The 14,234-nt window shown below is 51.9% G+C and carries 20 protein-coding genes; all 20 read left to right on the top strand.

Features of this window, described 5'->3' with window-relative positions; all coding sequences use genetic code 11:
- Positions 1-2: 2 nt before the first annotated feature.
- The gene (locus N5D20_RS02575; RefSeq protein ID WP_279914544.1) at positions 3-1,859 is read left to right on the top strand and encodes an integrase; all 1,857 of its coding nucleotides are present in this window, start codon (positions 3-5) and stop codon (positions 1,857-1,859) included.
- Entirely contained in the window at positions 1,859-2,272 is a 414-nt protein-coding gene (locus N5D20_RS02570; RefSeq protein ID WP_049446967.1) for a hypothetical protein, read from the top strand. The genes N5D20_RS02575 and N5D20_RS02570 overlap by 1 nt, the downstream gene beginning before the upstream one ends.
- A 3-nt stretch (positions 2,273-2,275) precedes the next feature.
- Positions 2,276-3,016, top strand: coding sequence for a hypothetical protein (locus N5D20_RS02565; RefSeq protein ID WP_279914543.1), 741 nt, complete (start codon positions 2,276-2,278; stop codon positions 3,014-3,016).
- Entirely contained in the window at positions 3,003-3,494 is a 492-nt protein-coding gene (locus N5D20_RS02560) for a helix-turn-helix domain-containing protein (RefSeq protein WP_049451772.1), read from the top strand. Before N5D20_RS02565 ends, N5D20_RS02560 begins: the two co-directional genes overlap by 14 nt.
- 139 nt (positions 3,495-3,633) lie before the next feature.
- Positions 3,634-4,314, top strand: coding sequence for an ankyrin repeat domain-containing protein (locus N5D20_RS02555; protein ID WP_279914542.1), 681 nt, complete (start codon positions 3,634-3,636; stop codon positions 4,312-4,314).
- 593 nt (positions 4,315-4,907) lie between these two features.
- Positions 4,908-5,132, top strand: coding sequence for a hypothetical protein (locus tag N5D20_RS02550; protein WP_049446959.1), 225 nt, complete (start codon positions 4,908-4,910; stop codon positions 5,130-5,132).
- A 60-nt stretch (positions 5,133-5,192) separates the two neighbouring features.
- Entirely contained in the window at positions 5,193-6,788 is a 1,596-nt protein-coding gene (locus N5D20_RS02545; protein ID WP_279914540.1) for a DUF5906 domain-containing protein, read from the top strand.
- 1 nt (position 6,789) lies between these two features.
- Positions 6,790-7,110 carry a hypothetical protein gene (locus tag N5D20_RS02540; protein WP_164082606.1) on the top strand — a complete coding sequence of 107 codons (321 nt, stop codon included), beginning with the start codon at positions 6,790-6,792 and terminating at the stop codon, positions 7,108-7,110.
- A gap of 136 nt (positions 7,111-7,246) precedes the next feature.
- Positions 7,247-7,459 (top strand): hypothetical protein, encoded by a 213-nt coding sequence (locus tag N5D20_RS02535; RefSeq protein ID WP_049446955.1) that lies wholly within the window; start codon positions 7,247-7,249, stop codon positions 7,457-7,459.
- Positions 7,456-8,550, top strand: a complete 1,095-nt coding sequence (locus tag N5D20_RS02530) for a zincin-like metallopeptidase domain-containing protein (protein ID WP_279914537.1) — start codon at positions 7,456-7,458, stop codon at positions 8,548-8,550. Before N5D20_RS02535 ends, N5D20_RS02530 begins: the two co-directional genes overlap by 4 nt.
- A gap of 7 nt (positions 8,551-8,557) precedes the next feature.
- Positions 8,558-9,559, top strand: a complete 1,002-nt coding sequence (locus N5D20_RS02525) for a zincin-like metallopeptidase domain-containing protein (protein WP_279914536.1) — start codon at positions 8,558-8,560, stop codon at positions 9,557-9,559.
- Positions 9,559-10,170 (top strand): hypothetical protein, encoded by a 612-nt coding sequence (locus tag N5D20_RS02520; protein WP_279914535.1) that lies wholly within the window; start codon positions 9,559-9,561, stop codon positions 10,168-10,170. Before N5D20_RS02525 ends, N5D20_RS02520 begins: the two co-directional genes overlap by 1 nt.
- Positions 10,171-10,178: 8 nt before the next feature.
- A complete protein-coding gene (locus tag N5D20_RS02515) occupies positions 10,179-10,805 on the top strand; it encodes a hypothetical protein (protein ID WP_279914533.1) in 627 nt (208 codons plus the stop codon).
- Between the two features lie 60 nt (positions 10,806-10,865).
- Positions 10,866-11,267 (top strand): ankyrin repeat domain-containing protein, encoded by a 402-nt coding sequence (locus N5D20_RS02510; protein ID WP_279914532.1) that lies wholly within the window; start codon positions 10,866-10,868, stop codon positions 11,265-11,267.
- Positions 11,268-11,306: 39 nt separating this feature from the next.
- On the top strand, positions 11,307-11,813 hold the full coding sequence (locus N5D20_RS02505) for a glycine zipper 2TM domain-containing protein (protein WP_279914531.1): 507 nt from the start codon (positions 11,307-11,309) through the stop codon (positions 11,811-11,813).
- 149 nt (positions 11,814-11,962) lie between these two features.
- Entirely contained in the window at positions 11,963-12,358 is a 396-nt protein-coding gene (locus N5D20_RS02500) for a hypothetical protein (protein ID WP_279914529.1), read from the top strand.
- Between the two features lie 115 nt (positions 12,359-12,473).
- The gene (locus tag N5D20_RS02495) at positions 12,474-12,620 is read left to right on the top strand and encodes a hypothetical protein (protein WP_160314192.1); all 147 of its coding nucleotides are present in this window, start codon (positions 12,474-12,476) and stop codon (positions 12,618-12,620) included.
- A gap of 15 nt (positions 12,621-12,635) precedes the next feature.
- Positions 12,636-13,007, top strand: a complete 372-nt coding sequence (locus tag N5D20_RS02490; RefSeq protein ID WP_279914528.1) for a hypothetical protein — start codon at positions 12,636-12,638, stop codon at positions 13,005-13,007.
- 8 nt (positions 13,008-13,015) lie between these two features.
- Positions 13,016-13,519: a hypothetical protein gene (locus N5D20_RS02485; protein WP_279914527.1), complete on the top strand. Its 504-nt coding sequence runs from the start codon at positions 13,016-13,018 to the stop codon at positions 13,517-13,519.
- A gap of 328 nt (positions 13,520-13,847) precedes the next feature.
- Entirely contained in the window at positions 13,848-14,174 is a 327-nt protein-coding gene (locus N5D20_RS02480) for a hypothetical protein (protein ID WP_279914525.1), read from the top strand.
- Positions 14,175-14,234 lie beyond the last annotated feature (60 nt).

Below are 14,234 nucleotides of genomic sequence, written 5' to 3'. Positions count from 1 at the left end.
AGATGAGCAAGCAGCGATACAAATTGAGTGATCGGCAGTTGCGGGCGTTGACCATCAATGAGCGTCCGGCATTGGACGCCAACGGCAAGACCGTGATTGAAGCCAACCCCGATCCTAAGCCCTACCGCTTTGTGGACGACACCCAAGGAGCGCCCACCGGGTTTGGTGTGTACGTTGGCACCAGCGGCAATTCATTTGAGGTGCGCAAGCGGGTGGGGGAGCGTGTTGTACGCGTGTCACTGGGGTCCGTGGACGACATGTCGATTCTCCAGGCGCATGAAAAGGCCCGATTGGAAATTGCGTACATCGTGCAGTCGGGTGGAGAAAGCCCCCGGCGCAGGGACGCACAAGAGCGCAGAACGACGAGCGCCAAGCACATTACGGTGCGCGCGTGCATGGAGCGCTATATCGAACGACTGGACGCCCAAGTTGAGGCGGGCAAGCGCAAAGCCAACAGCACCAAGGCCGTGCAAAACAGCTTGGCGCGACTGGCGCGCAATGAGGTGGGGCTTGCGGACATCCAAGTCCGGGATCTGAGCCACGATCAAATTGTGAAGGCGTGGAACGCCTTGCGCACGTCGGCAATGCTCAAATCCAACCGGATCCCCGCAGAGGTCAAGCCGCTGCTGGCCGCAAAGGACAAATGGTGGTCGTTGCCAATGGACGAGTACGCGGCCATGGGCTTGTCGGGCAAGTACATTCAACGAGCGAAATCAGCTGGCATTGAGGCCGTTGAACACACTTTTGCCGATTTGAACCGGGCCATTGAAATTGTGTTGCGCCAAGAACGACTGGACGCGCACAGGGAAGGGCGGGAGGTCGCCATTCAGTTCAACCCCGTCGAGTCTCTTTTTGATTTGGAACTGTGGCGAGGGGCTAAAGAGAAGCGCGAACACTACCGCAAAGCCCAGGTGCGAAATCCGCTGGGCAAAGAGGACGGTACACTGTCCACGGTGCTAAAGACGTTGGTGTTCCGCCGAAATTTGCAGAACAAACACAACGCCGTTGCTGTGGACTATCTGTTGTTGACGTTGCTTTGGGGCGCACGTCGAAACGAGGCCACTCAATTGCAGTGGTACGACAAGGTGTCCAAAGACGACCTTGCCAATGAGCGTGTGTCGTGGGTCTGGCTTGCGCCCAACGCTGGTGATATCAATCCCAGCACCAAGCGTCCTGGCTCACAAGTGTTCTTTCACGACACAAAAAATGGCGAGGTTCGTTTTTTGCCGGTTGCCTACTTTGCAGAAAAAATCCTCATCCAACGCTTGAATGATGCAAAGGATGTCGAAGCTCAATTGCCCAGTGAAATGGGCCGGGCCAAGCGGACGGTGGAAGAAGTTAAAAAGACCACATCCGATTTCATGACAATTGCCAAAGCGCAACGTGAGGTGTATCGGGTTGAGCAAAAGGCCGATCGAATGAAGTGGGTGTTCCCGGCCCGCTCCACGCGCTCAAAGGAAGGCCATTACAGTGACAGCAAATCCATTATTAAAAATGTGCGTGTGGACGCAGGCATGTTGGATTTGCGACAGGAGATTGACATTGGCTTGACGCCGCACGATTTGCGCCGAACCTTGGGGCGATTTGCCGAAGCTCTTATGTCCGGCCGTATTGTCTCCGACATGCTCAATCACAAAGTCAACAATGGGTCAGCCAATGTCACGGACCTGTACAATGAGCAGGAATGGGGGGCGTTGCGGGAGGCATTCTCAAAAGTGGAAGAGGTCATGATTTCGACCAGTCCCCGCGTATGGAATGTTTTGAAGGGGCCGGATAAGCCATTTTTGGACGAATTGAACGACAAGATGCCCGTCATTCATTCGGGCTTGCGGCCCGTTAAAGGCGGCGAGGAAGAATGATGAGTAAAGGATTGCTTTTCGTTGACGAATACACGGAAAAAAGAAAGGTGCGTGAGCATTCCGTGGAGGAATTGAGAGTGCTGTACCGTGATGTGCGCGACTTCAAAAGAATGATTGAAGTCGCAGCGCGCATGGATCAACGCACCGCTGAAACCACGTACACCCAATTTGGGCACAGGCGCTTTCAAGAGTTGAGGCGCTTGTTTCATCCCATCAACGAACGGTTGGCAGCGCTGGACAGCGATGAGATACGTCGAAGCCGAAATTGGATCCTAGAAAATTTTTCAAACGCTCTAACTGTTCAGCGCAAAGATCGGTTGCAAGGGAAGATGGGTTCAACGATTGCAAGTCTGAGTTGTATCTTGGATGAAATTCAGGCTATTGGCGTGGACATACAGATCAAAGAGGTTTGACCAATGAGTGCTGTGACACTTAAGCGTGACGCTGATGGCTACCAAGCATTGCGTGTGAGCGAATTGGAGGCCGAGATTGAACGCGCCAAATCCGGGGCAATTCAGTCCGTGGGGCGCGAAGCAGCGTCCTATTATTTGGGGATCCACACACGCACGTTGTCGCGATACAACGCACAAGGCATGGGGCCGAAGTCAACCAGTCTGAGCAGCAGCGGTGGCCTGGGCCAAACGGCGAAGGTGTTCTATAAGCTCTCCGATCTGGACGAATGGCGCGAGCAGTTGTCGGCATCCAGCTACAAAGAACGCAAGATCAAATCGTCCGTGGCCGCAAAGAAGACGGAATTGGCATTGCTGGAACTGGAACTTGAGAACAAGGGGCTGCAATCGGAAATTGCACGTCTAAAGCGTCTACTGGATAAAAAGGGCATGGGTTTTGCTGGGATCCACGACGCTACGTCTACTTTGCCTTGGATCTTTGACGACCAGTCTCGCGTGCTGGGCACGGCCTACGATTTGAACGACGCGGACGTAATTTCGGCACTGATGCAAGCCCGCATTGAACACCTGTCCGCACTGGACGCATTGGAGCTTCAGTGGGCCGACATCAATGTGTTCGTGCAGTGGGCAGACGCCGTTCGTACAGCCCTTACCTCTGGAATTCAGGATCTGGACGAGTTGCGCGCGGCAAGGGTCCAACGGCACGAACTGATGAGTCACGTTGGAGGCGGCGATGGCGAAGGTTGACGAACAGCAGCGCCAAGCGTTGGCCCAAGCGCCTGGGGATCTGCATCTCACCGCTGCACAAGCCGCTGTGTTGATGCAGGTCAGCACCAAGACGTTGCAGCGCCTGCGCAACCAAGGGATGCCGCCACCGCCCATTGGAGAGCGTCCAGCACGCACCGACGAGCGATGGTCAACCACCCCTGTGCGCTACCGCAAAAGTGATGTGGACGCATGGCTCCAACATCCCGTAATGCCCAGCGTGCAATTGCATGCGTTCCAGATGGCAAACGGCGTCATCGCTGACCACGCCAGGATTTTGGACGACAACACGGTTGTCGGCTGCATTTTTGACTTGCTCACGGAGTGTGAGTGGGGCAGCACTGAAATGATGATTGAAGCCCAACAGTCGTTGTTGGATGAGCAGCGGCAGCAACGCGAAGTGGTGCAAGAGCGAATTGCTGTGCACGAAAGAAACGTCCTCACACAAGCACTGAGATAGACGGCGTTAAGCTCCAGTCCCTAGTTGCCCCTTGCAGTCCTTTTCGGCCCCCAATTTGGGGGCTTTTTTTGTGTGGAGAAATCCATTGGCCATTGTCAACATTTCTATATCGCCCAGCGGGCAAAAGTGGAGATAGGAAATGGAGAACTATAACAAGCGCGGCAAGTCGGTCCTGGGACTGGCTGTTTTTAGGGGTAATTTGGATCTGCTTGAAAAGAGATTGAAGCTCGGCGTTGACCCAGATTCAACCTACTACAAAGAAGGTGACCTTCGCAGTCTTGTGGAGCTAGCTTTCAAGTGCAGGAAAATGGAGTCGCTGGAGATTTTGGTTCGATACGGGGCGAACACAAACATTGTATTTTCTTGTGGCTACACAATGGTTCACTACTGCACCCGCAATGATCAGTGGGGGCTTGAGGATGTTCTCAAGATGGGGGTGGATCCAAATACGTGCGCGTCATTGAGTGACATGGATTACCCAGGTCACGCCGCTTTGCACATGGCAGTGAGGCAGCGGGATATCAAGACAATGAAGTTGCTAATGTCGTACGGCGCTGATGTCAACTTGCATTGCGAATATCTCGGTTATACCCCGTTGCATGCTGCGTTCTTGTTTCCTGACAGCGAGACAATCAACTTTCTTCTGGACAACGGCGCGGATTTGCATGCGCTGGATGACTACGAGCGCATGCCGGAGCAGATTGCTGACTCGTACTACACGAATGACGCGCAGAAAATCTTGAGCGAGCGAATGGAGCGGAAAATCATGGAGCAGGTTGAAATGAAAGATGCAGAAAGCGCAAAGCAGCGGCGGATGTGAAGGTGTATTGGCCGTCTGATGTTTGATTGAAAGCAAGGGGCGTCTAAAAAACGCAATACAAATTATTCATTGAGTAGGGCCAATGGAATGTGACCCTACTCACCGAAATCATTGGGGCAGTAGGGCTGTCGGTGCTGAGTAAGTGAGTAGGGTGGTTGTTGAGAAATATTTAAGGAAAAAATGACACATAAGCTAAAATTGTGTTCTCATATTAAACTTTTATTTGTTTTACCCTACTCACCCTACTCAAAAAGATTAAGACCCTTATATATCAATGGTTTTGGCTGAGTAGGGTGGTTCCAAAAGACCCTACTCAACACCCTACTCAACACCCTACTCACGCAATAATTTGTATTGCAAAATTTGGCAGAAAATCCCGTCTAACCCTTGTGCTATAAGGCTTTGAAAGGGAAATTCAAATTGGCGATTAGAAGTCAGTTCAAATGATGAATATTTTGGCAAAAAAATGATTGGCGGAACATGGCAAATTCATTGTGGTGTAAGGGTTTTGAATTTTGCATTGCAAAATATGCTTGACAAGACAAAAAAATAAATTAGAACTAAATTGTATTTACTTAAAAATGGAGGTTCAAATGGGCGAGGTTTTGCAATTCAAGATCACAAAGAAGAGAAAACCCTACCGTCGCCGCGCACGGCCGCAGAAAGTCAACCGGACATTTCGGTTTGACCAGGAGAAGTTGGCGCTATTGGAAGACGTGGCGCAACGCAGTGGATTGACGGTTTCAGAGTACATCCGTGAACTCACTGATCTTGCGGTCCGAGACTGCTGGTTGTTTGAGTCGGCAAAGAACGCATAAAAAAACCGAACGGCTGCAACCGATCGGTTTTCAAAGAGGTATTCATATAGGAGTAAAAATATGTCTAAAATCAACGTATCAAATAATGCAGGTGTGTCAACCCCTGTGCCCACGGTTGCGAAACAAGTCAAACCCAAAGCTGGCCAACCGAAAATCAAGAAAATCAACAGCGCGAACATCATCCCATCTAATACCCCCGCCTGGAATTGGGTGAGCTACATCAATAGTGGTGCGTGTGGAGATTGGGCGAAAGCCAATGGGATGGCGTACAAATGGAATGGCGTGTTCTGGGACACCGTTTCGCAAGCTGACGGAACGGCTCTGGCAACCGATTTCTTGTTCAAGCATATGCCCGACAAGGCCACCAATTCGGCTGCAACTGATTGCTTCAAGTTTGCCACGAACATGCTGGATCCACTGCCTAAGTTGGATGCAGACAAGATTGTCATTGCCGCAAAAAACGGGTACCTGCACGTTGAGAAGAACGGTGCGGTTACCGTCCTGCCAGCGGACAAGAAGTTCGGGCTTACGTTTGGCGTAAACGCCACCGTCAGCACCTCATACAACAAGCGCCATACACCTCAAGCCGTTCCTGCAAACTCAATGTTTGGGCGCTTTCTTGCAAGCGCTTTGCCAGACCTGGACATTCGTGACCTGGTGCAAGAGCAGTGCGCCTTGACGCTTATTCCTGGTCCCCATCAGCTGGTCTGGTGGTGGGTGGGAACGGGGGGCAATGGTAAAGGGGTGATGTCCTCCATTATTCGTGGCTTCCACCACCGCACGGCGCAAATCTGGCTGGATAAATGTGGCGACCCCCAAGCGCTCGCCAGTTGCGTGAACGCTAGCTTGATCTTCACGCCAGAAGTGACGAATGGGGCGCGCGGTATCAATCAAGAAGCTTTCAAAGCGCTCAGCGGCGGAGATTTGCTGACCGCCAAATTCTTGTATCGCGACATGATTGAGTTCGTGAACACGTCCTGCCACATCGTTAGTTCCAACTATGAGCCAATGATTACCGATGCAACCGACGGTGTGTACCGCCGCTTGTGCGTGGTCAAGTGGAACCAGCGGCATGGAACATACATCAAAGTCCCAAATCTTGCGGAACGCATCCTGAAAGATGAAGCGCACATTGTTCTCGATTGGCTTCTGGAAGGGGTCAGTCGCATTGTTCAACGCGGCGGTTTTCTGCCCGAAGATGAATGGCCCGAAGCAACGAAGATCTTTAAACAGTCAATTCGCAGCAAGAACGACTGTGTGGGCGCGTGGCGTGATTACTGTGGAATTGTTCCTGACGCAAGCACATTGACACCTAAGAGCGATATCTACAACTCATACGCCAAATTCTCTGAGGGCGATGGCCGTCATGTCTTGAGTCCGGCACAATTCTGGACGCGATTTTGGCAAATGCCAGGGTTTGAACGGCCACAGTCCGTGCGTGGAGACACAAAGCGTATTGCGGGGGTCCAGGTCAACTGTGTGCGCGCACGCATTCCTGCGGATCTGTCCTGGGAGCTTCCATCCGGCGAAATCATTGTGCGTGCGCCCACAAAAAGCGCTCCATCCGTGATTGATACACCCAAGGTTGCCGACGGCGAACCCATTCTTATTACAGTGTCGGATAAGGACTTCACCGACGAACAGTGGAGCTTTTAATATGGACACCAACAAAGACATTGAAGAAGCGTTTTGCGCGGCGTTCAGCCACATCATTGTTGATGGTGATGAACTGTTGGAAAAAGCACAGTGGGTAGCGCGTGGGTTCTGTCACCTGTCCAATCACGCGCCGGACGGCAACGTCACCTGGGATGCTCTTATCTTGCAGCGTTATGACTGCAAGATTGGACACGGGAAGACCACCCCCGAATTGGACGTGCAATTGCTTGAATGTGTTTTCAGGACAGCCCGTCAAGGCTATGCCCTCAACCTTTTGCGCACGTTGAATCACCACGCCGTGCCCAGGGGGCTCAATCAATGAAACCCATGGCGATGATAAGCGAAGGGCCGCACGAATGCGGCCCTTTTTTTATTTCTGAATTTTGATTTTTTCAGAAAAGCTTGACTTTCAATTTTCCGCACGTTTAATGATTTTACTTTGCGAATGCGGAAGAGATATGAATCAAGATGAAGAGGACTGGTGGGACGATCTTATCGCAGCGGAGCGTTTCGCTGTGTACAAAGTCGGTGGTGACTTAAGAATTCTCTTGCACCACGACTTTGACGACGCAAGCGTGCAACTTCTCACAGTTGATGAAGTTCTTTACCGCATACGGCAAGCACTTGAAAAAGGGGTAAGCATTTCTATCAACTTGGAGACACGGTTATGAGCGCAGCAAACGAATTGAAGCAGGACATTGCGGAGCGGTTTTACGACCAACTTAGAGAGCGCCGGTCCATCTTGGACTACGGCTTTAATGAAAACGAGAAGCCACTGCCCGTCATAGGCGGTTGGCCGATTGGGGCAAGTGGTTACCCATTCAAAGACTTCAATGCACTGCAACTGATGACCGTTGCGCTCGATCGTGGATTCACCAGTCCTATCTACATGAAGTCTGAGCAGATCAAAAAAAATGGCTACTACATCGCCAAAGGCGAAAGCAAAGCCACAAAGATTGAAAGCACCTATAAGCAAGAAGACGGTGAAATCAAGTCCGTGATGTCTGTGTGCTTCAACGGCGATCAGATCAAAAATTTGCCGCTGACCCAGCAAACGTTCGCCTGGCAGGGCAAGGCCGAAAGCCGCGACACATTCTTGGATGAACTGATTGCTAAGACCGGCGCAAAAATCTCGTTCGATCCGATGAACGCACCCTATTACGAGCGCAAGACAGACACTTTGTACATGCGCCCTCAGTCGGAATACACCTCCAAGCATCCTGACGGAAAGAGCGCGTACTACCACGATCTGATGTTCGTTCTGACCGATTGGGCCACGCACCCCAGCCGCTACCAAGGCGTGCAACCGGGTGAGCAGGGCAGCGAGCAAGACAGCCAGTACCGCTTGGGGCGCCAACTGGCGCTGTTGCAGATCGCAAGTCGTTTGGGCATGACCTACGAACCCGACGACAGCGGTTGGACACAAAACTACATTGACAGCCGGCCCAACTGGCAAGAGTTGCTTCGCGCAGGCAAAGCTGCAGAAGCCATTTTGAAGACCATTGGCGTTCCCGAAATCCAACACGAGCCTGTGCGCTCCAAAGTGTGGAAGCAAGAGACATCACAGGCGTTCCAGCCCACTGTAAAGCCCGCCGAGCAAGAGCAGGCACAACCCGATCCTGTGCAGTCGTTTGTGGACGACAAGATTCAGGTGATCCACGTGGCCGACAAGCCCAGCAAAGAAGTGGGTAAGGCCGTCAAAAATGCAGCGGCTAGAAAACTCAATGGAGCGGCGAAGACAGAGCAAACAATGACAATGTGAGGTGGCAATGAGTAAGCAAGACGAAGCACGAAGCATTGCCGCTGAATACATCATCGAGCAAATGCAACAGGGTGTGATCCCCTGGCGACGCGATTGGAAACAGCACAGTTCGACAGGAGCATTTGGAAGCCTGCCCTACAACTACGCCCGAGGAAACACCTACCACGGCAGCAACGTGATGATGCTGATGATGGCCCAGGCGGCGCGCGGCTTCCAAAGCAACGGGTGGTTGACCTTCAACCAGGCCAAAGCCCTGGGCGGCACGGTACGCAAAGGAGAGAAGTCGTCAAAGGTCGTACGAGTCATCAATGTATCTGACAAGCAAGGAAACCCCGTTCTTGACGAGAACGGGCGGCAGAAAATTGCACTGATTACATCGGCGGTGTTCAACAGCGAACAGTGCGATGGCTTGCCCATACGCGAGGCGAAAATACCCAAGCCGGTGGAGTGGAGCCACGAGCAAGCCGAGCGTCTGATGAAAGACAGCGGGGTTACCTACCGCTACGGCGGCAACGCGGCGTACTACACCGTCGCGCAGGACTACGTGCAACTGCCGACCAAAGAACAGTTCCGCACGATGGAAGGGTTCTACGCTACCGCGTTGCATGAGACGGGACACGCCAGCGCCCACCCCACACGATTGGGGCGCGATCTAAGCGGCAAGTTTGGTTCGGAGAAGTACGCAAAAGAAGAGTTGATCGCAGAATGCTTTTCTCTGATCGTGGCCGACCGTTTGGGCTTGTCTGTCGATCAAGACTATGACCCAGGCAACCACATTGCTTACTTGCAGTCGTGGATCAAGGTTCTGAAAAACGACCACTCTTTGATCTTCACGGCGTTTGCCGAGGCCGAAAAGATCGCGACGTACTACAACGTCAAAGAGTACACGCGCAAGGCGTTTGAAATGGAGCGCGACGAAGACGAAGTGCGGCCGTCCAGTGAAGAGTCACCTAAGCCCACCATTCAAGTCGTGCGCCGCCCACAGAAGACTGAAATGGAGGTGGCGTGATGTGGTATGCAAGCGCGAAAGAAACGCAGCGACTTCTTGAAAGCGAGATTGTCCGCCTGTCCGCCGTCTACGACAAGGACGGCAATGCCCCGTCGTTGGAAGGAATGGTTGACCAAATCAAAGAGTTGGCCGGATTGAACTTGCGGTTGAAATTGTTTGAGTCAAAAGTTGAGCGTCATCGCGAGGCATTCGACAACATATCGGGGGACTATAGTGATTTAGAGATCGGCCGGCAGATCATGTCCAACACCGGCATCGCTGGTCCACAGTCCCGCGCAGCATTGCCTCAAAGTATGCGCGACATGATTGACACAAGCATTCCTTTGTTGAACGCGCAGTTATGTGATCTCTTTCTTGAGCGGGTCCGTGACCGTTTCAATCTTCCCAGCGACGCCCAAGTCTTTGTTCGGGGCAGTTGGGAAAACCACGCTGTGCGAATGCAATCCATGAAAGACGATGTGGTGACCTTTGTGCACAACGACACAGGCGCCATTCACACTGTGGCCGCAAGCAAAGTCTATCTGGACGGTGGAGAACGTAACGTATCACTTTCCAGTGTCCTGCGTCAGATGTGCCCTGGGCGGCACGCCAATCATCATCCACAGATGTGAGGGGGCGCATGGACAAGCCAACACTTGCCGATGAAATGACGCTAATTCACAGCGTCAAGGCTAAGGCTGCTGACTACGCGCAAAAGCGCGATGAGGAAGCGTTGAAGATCATGGTGGATGAAGTGTGTAAGCTCACGGGGCTTCGCTTTAGAGCCCGTTTGCTTGGGCAGGCCACTTCAAAAAGCGCTTTGGAGGTGCAGGAGCTGTGCGAACGGCTAACCGATGAAGAGATAGGCCACCAAGTCATCTCACGCAACGGTATTGGATCGAGTGACACCCGCAGATCGTTCCCAAAAGAGTTCGGTGATTTGCTGGACATGAGTATTCCGCCCATCATGCCTGTGTTGTGCACCGTTTTTATGGGGCGTCTGTCGGAGCGCTTCGGATTGGGGGATGACGTGGTTGCATCAGTTCAGCGCGCACGGGTCGATCGCCAACCCATAGAAGTTGCGGCCATTCGGGATGAATACGTGGAGTTCAACGTCAAAGGCGACGATGAGAACCGATGGTACGTTCCAATCAAGGATGTTCTGCTGGAAGGCAACGGTAATGCCATCACCATGGACAGCGCGCTCGCGCAGATGTCTGTGGGGTTCCAGGCACGGCAAGTGGTGCAGCAGCAATTGATTTTTTAGAGTTTCTTGCTTGACAAAATCTCCCCTTTTGCAATTGTAAGAAAAACACAAGGGTAAATAATGGACAACTTATCACTTCAAGATGTGCGTGTGCTTGCCAAACATTCACACCACCACCTCATCACGCATACAGACGAGAACGGTCGAACGGCGTTGCATTGGGCCGTCATCAACAAACGCTTCGATGTCGCCGACGCTTTGCTTGCCCTGGGGGCTAACCCACTGGTCAAAGACAAGTTCGGCAAGACCCCGATGGGGTACACGAACCCTATGGTGTTGTCCGAACGAGACTGGCGGATTAGAACAAGCGTCGTTGTTCAGTTCTGGAAAAAGAATGCCCCGCGTGCGCAGGAGCTGCAGCAGTCGTTCGCTTTAAGCATAAGCCACAACCAGACCATTCATGCGTTGGTTCGCGCTCAGGCAATTCAAATGCGCATGCAAGAGCTTGACAGAAGTCAATAGTGTGGTTGATTGAGGGCATCATCACACACAGGAGATTGTATGCGCACAACTTTAATTTCAATTGCGGTGGCTTTAAGTTTAATGTCGGGAGTTGCATTGGCTGGATCCAAGACTTCATCGCAGAACTTTGATCGCGATCAAGCATTGTCCCAACGAAACATCCAAGAGGGTGTGGTTCTCATGGTCCGTGAGGTGCGGATTGAAGACCGATCCAAGGTGAACACCGGAACGTTTGTTGGTGGTGCGGTGGGAGCCGCTATCGGTGACCGTACAAGCCGCAAGAACCGCGACACACGCAATGTTGCACGGGTGGTTGGTGCAGCCGGCGGGGCGTTGATCGGTGGCGCCGCACAGCGCGCTGTAAGCGGGCACAGAGGCTATGAAATCGTGGTCCGCACGCAGGACCGCCGTGGACGTTCCGAAGTCATCTCAATTGTCCAGGACGCGGATGTCAGCGTGCGCCAGGGCCAAAGTGTTCTCATCAGCGGCAGTGGTCGGGACGTACGTGTTGTTCCCATACCAGACGCTCCAATTAGCTCGCTTTGACAAATCAATCAAGCCCCCAATGGGGGCTTTTTTGTTGCAATGAATCCAGAAGCTTAACGGCCGGACAAAAGATCATTTGACAGCTAGCTAAATTGGTATTGATTGAATAGATTCAATTCACTGCATTGGGCAGGGAGAGAGGATCACCAATGAGCACTGTTGTCTCGGAGATTGAAAAGCAGCTTGCCGACGCCATCAAGCATCAAGAGGCGCTTCAGGAAAAGTTGCTCAAAGAACGCACGAAGGAAGCTGGCAAATTCTTTGAAAGCCTCACCGCTGGGCTGACAAAATATATCGATGTGCTGACCAGTGAGCAGCGTTCGCAAGTGGCGCGTATGGTTGGGTTCGTTCACACCAAGCACAAGGCTCATGGCAGTCGCGCTGTCCGTGGGGGCGCTCCCACGCATAAGCTGGCCAACGCCCAGGGGAGCCAGTTCCACTACCGTGGACGCGGGCGAAAGCCTCAAGTGCTTGTGGATTTTGAAGCAAGCCCCGAGGGGCAGGAGTTGTTGAAGGCTGGGAAGCCCACACACATCGCGCTTTAATAACTCAGTCCAACAGACCCCCACACTGTGGGGGTTTTTTTGTCTCAATAAAAGGTATTGACAATGTTGGTTTGTGTGTTTTAGTCAAAATACAAATCAACAAAAGGAGTCTCATATGAACTACATGAAAAAACAACTGGCGAAGTACATCTTGTATGTTGGATTGCCTCTGTTCGTTCTTCACTTCGCCGGAGCGGCGTTTGAAAAAATCGACACAATTGAAACAGCTGTGGGCAATCTTCAACACGCAGCAGGGCGGTAAACAATGTTTGGGTGGATGGATCTGGTTGTGGTCAACGCTTTGTCGCTTGCGGCCTTTGCGTTCTACTTCATTGCAGCCATTCGTTACGGTGTGAAGCGCAATTGGAAATCGTCTGTATTGATGGTGGCGTTTTCAACGGTTCCGTGGCTGGTGCTGATCTGTGTAACCCGAATTTGTTTGTACTACTGCATTGATATGTGGGGGGTGTGGATCACCCTGGGCGCGATGAAAATAGCGTTTTGCTGGACGTGCGGAGCGTGCATTGCTTGCGTTCAATTCCTGCCAATTCGCGGCGCCACGCTGCCATCACTGTTTGTCGGGCTCGGTGTTGCGGCCGTTGGCACGGCGTTCTCACTCATTGAATTATTTGGTCGGATTGATCTGTAGGAGGGTCAGTGAACTACTCACATTTGGAGAAAAACGAAATTCTGTTGTCGAAAGCCATTTCAACACACTCGGACAATCTTGACGCTTTGCGCTGGTATGTGCGCGTTGCCTGCGAGGATTTTCCAGGGCGTGCGCCCCGCATATGCGAACACGCCATTGGGTCGATGATCCACTTTGGACCCGACAACTTGCACGTTTTGGTTGGAGCGCTCATCAACGCTGGCGAGGAAATGCCGCCGAACGTGTTGTGGTTGATGTGCAAAGAGGGGTTTTTAACTGGCGAGGTTGCGCCCCAGGTGGTGGAGCTTATGGCGCGCATTTTAAACAGCGACAAGCCGGTTTCTCTGTATGAAGTTGAAGCCACGTTTCATGTTGCACAAATTGTTGGATGCAATGAAGTTGTTTCGCTGTTGAGCGAGTACATGGACGCTCAGTGCGAAAAGCAACGCGAAACTATCTTCAATGCGCTGTCGAGCAAACAATTAAAGTCCAATCTTAGGCGCAAGATGTGATTTCAATAAAACATCTTGACTTTGTTTGCAATTGTGTTTGTATGAATGGATAAATGGGGGTTATTTATGGCGCGAAAGACATATTATCAATGGGAGCATGCATCGGGAGAATTGTTTTGGCAGTCAAAGGGAGTTCATGATTATTTGCTTAAGGGGGAATTGAACCGGCGCTACATGAAGATGGTTGGGTGGACGGGAAGGCGGAAGCTCTTCACCAAGTCAGAATTGTTAGAAACTAAAGTCGGGAGGGTTAATGGGTAAATCAAAGGGAAGAAGTCATCGTGTAAAGCCGTCGGGTAAGTGGTCGCCGAAGACGTGCGGGTACGCAATGTTTTATGAGACGGCTGAGTATTATGCGCGCTTGGATGCGCGTGCGACAAAGCTTGATAAGACAATGGCGGGTACGCTGCGCGAACTCATTTGGGATTTTGTTGAGAACCCTGATTTTGATCGGGATGAGTTTTTGAACCTGGGCTGTGAGCCACAAAAGCCTAAGCCTTCAAATCCAGATCATTTGGATGATGTGCGCGGTGCGGGTATTGGGTTTATTTCTGACGCCAAGCCGGTTGTCAGTCAGGTTGAACAATTGGCGAGGGATTTTGGTATCAGCAAAGCTTCTCTTGTGCGCTACATCCTGCGAAAGAACTTGCAATAGATTTTCTGGTCAGCTGTTCGTGAATAAGCCCCGTCCCGGGGCTTTTTTATTGGGTCATCC

This window comes from Stenotrophomonas sp. GD03877 (assembly GCF_029840555.1).
Lineage (GTDB): Bacteria > Pseudomonadota > Gammaproteobacteria > Xanthomonadales > Xanthomonadaceae > Stenotrophomonas > Stenotrophomonas geniculata.
Note: the sequence above shows the minus strand (reverse complement) of the source record. Positions and strands in the feature narration are given on the sequence as shown.

What these genes read in the sequence shown, in the direction of transcription:
- N5D20_RS02575 (WP_279914544.1), top strand. Translation starts at nt 3, where the DNA reads ATGAGCAAGCAGCGATACAAATTGAGTGATCGGCAGTTGCGGGCGTTG.
- N5D20_RS02570 (WP_049446967.1), top strand. Translation starts at nt 1,859, where the DNA reads ATGAGTAAAGGATTGCTTTTCGTTGACGAATACACGGAAAAAAGAAAG.
- N5D20_RS02565 (WP_279914543.1), top strand. Translation starts at nt 2,276, where the DNA reads ATGAGTGCTGTGACACTTAAGCGTGACGCTGATGGCTACCAAGCATTG.
- N5D20_RS02560 (WP_049451772.1), top strand. Translation starts at nt 3,003, where the DNA reads ATGGCGAAGGTTGACGAACAGCAGCGCCAAGCGTTGGCCCAAGCGCCT.
- N5D20_RS02555 (WP_279914542.1), top strand. Translation starts at nt 3,634, where the DNA reads ATGGAGAACTATAACAAGCGCGGCAAGTCGGTCCTGGGACTGGCTGTT.
- N5D20_RS02550 (WP_049446959.1), top strand. Translation starts at nt 4,908, where the DNA reads ATGGGCGAGGTTTTGCAATTCAAGATCACAAAGAAGAGAAAACCCTAC.
- N5D20_RS02545 (WP_279914540.1), top strand. Translation starts at nt 5,193, where the DNA reads ATGTCTAAAATCAACGTATCAAATAATGCAGGTGTGTCAACCCCTGTG.
- N5D20_RS02540 (WP_164082606.1), top strand. Translation starts at nt 6,790, where the DNA reads ATGGACACCAACAAAGACATTGAAGAAGCGTTTTGCGCGGCGTTCAGC.
- N5D20_RS02535 (WP_049446955.1), top strand. Translation starts at nt 7,247, where the DNA reads ATGAATCAAGATGAAGAGGACTGGTGGGACGATCTTATCGCAGCGGAG.
- N5D20_RS02530 (WP_279914537.1), top strand. Translation starts at nt 7,456, where the DNA reads ATGAGCGCAGCAAACGAATTGAAGCAGGACATTGCGGAGCGGTTTTAC.
- N5D20_RS02525 (WP_279914536.1), top strand. Translation starts at nt 8,558, where the DNA reads ATGAGTAAGCAAGACGAAGCACGAAGCATTGCCGCTGAATACATCATC.
- N5D20_RS02520 (WP_279914535.1), top strand. Translation starts at nt 9,559, where the DNA reads ATGTGGTATGCAAGCGCGAAAGAAACGCAGCGACTTCTTGAAAGCGAG.
- N5D20_RS02515 (WP_279914533.1), top strand. Translation starts at nt 10,179, where the DNA reads ATGGACAAGCCAACACTTGCCGATGAAATGACGCTAATTCACAGCGTC.
- N5D20_RS02510 (WP_279914532.1), top strand. Translation starts at nt 10,866, where the DNA reads ATGGACAACTTATCACTTCAAGATGTGCGTGTGCTTGCCAAACATTCA.
- N5D20_RS02505 (WP_279914531.1), top strand. Translation starts at nt 11,307, where the DNA reads ATGCGCACAACTTTAATTTCAATTGCGGTGGCTTTAAGTTTAATGTCG.
- N5D20_RS02500 (WP_279914529.1), top strand. Translation starts at nt 11,963, where the DNA reads ATGAGCACTGTTGTCTCGGAGATTGAAAAGCAGCTTGCCGACGCCATC.
- N5D20_RS02495 (WP_160314192.1), top strand. Translation starts at nt 12,474, where the DNA reads ATGAACTACATGAAAAAACAACTGGCGAAGTACATCTTGTATGTTGGA.
- N5D20_RS02490 (WP_279914528.1), top strand. Translation starts at nt 12,636, where the DNA reads ATGGATCTGGTTGTGGTCAACGCTTTGTCGCTTGCGGCCTTTGCGTTC.
- N5D20_RS02480 (WP_279914525.1), top strand. Translation starts at nt 13,848, where the DNA reads ATGTTTTATGAGACGGCTGAGTATTATGCGCGCTTGGATGCGCGTGCG.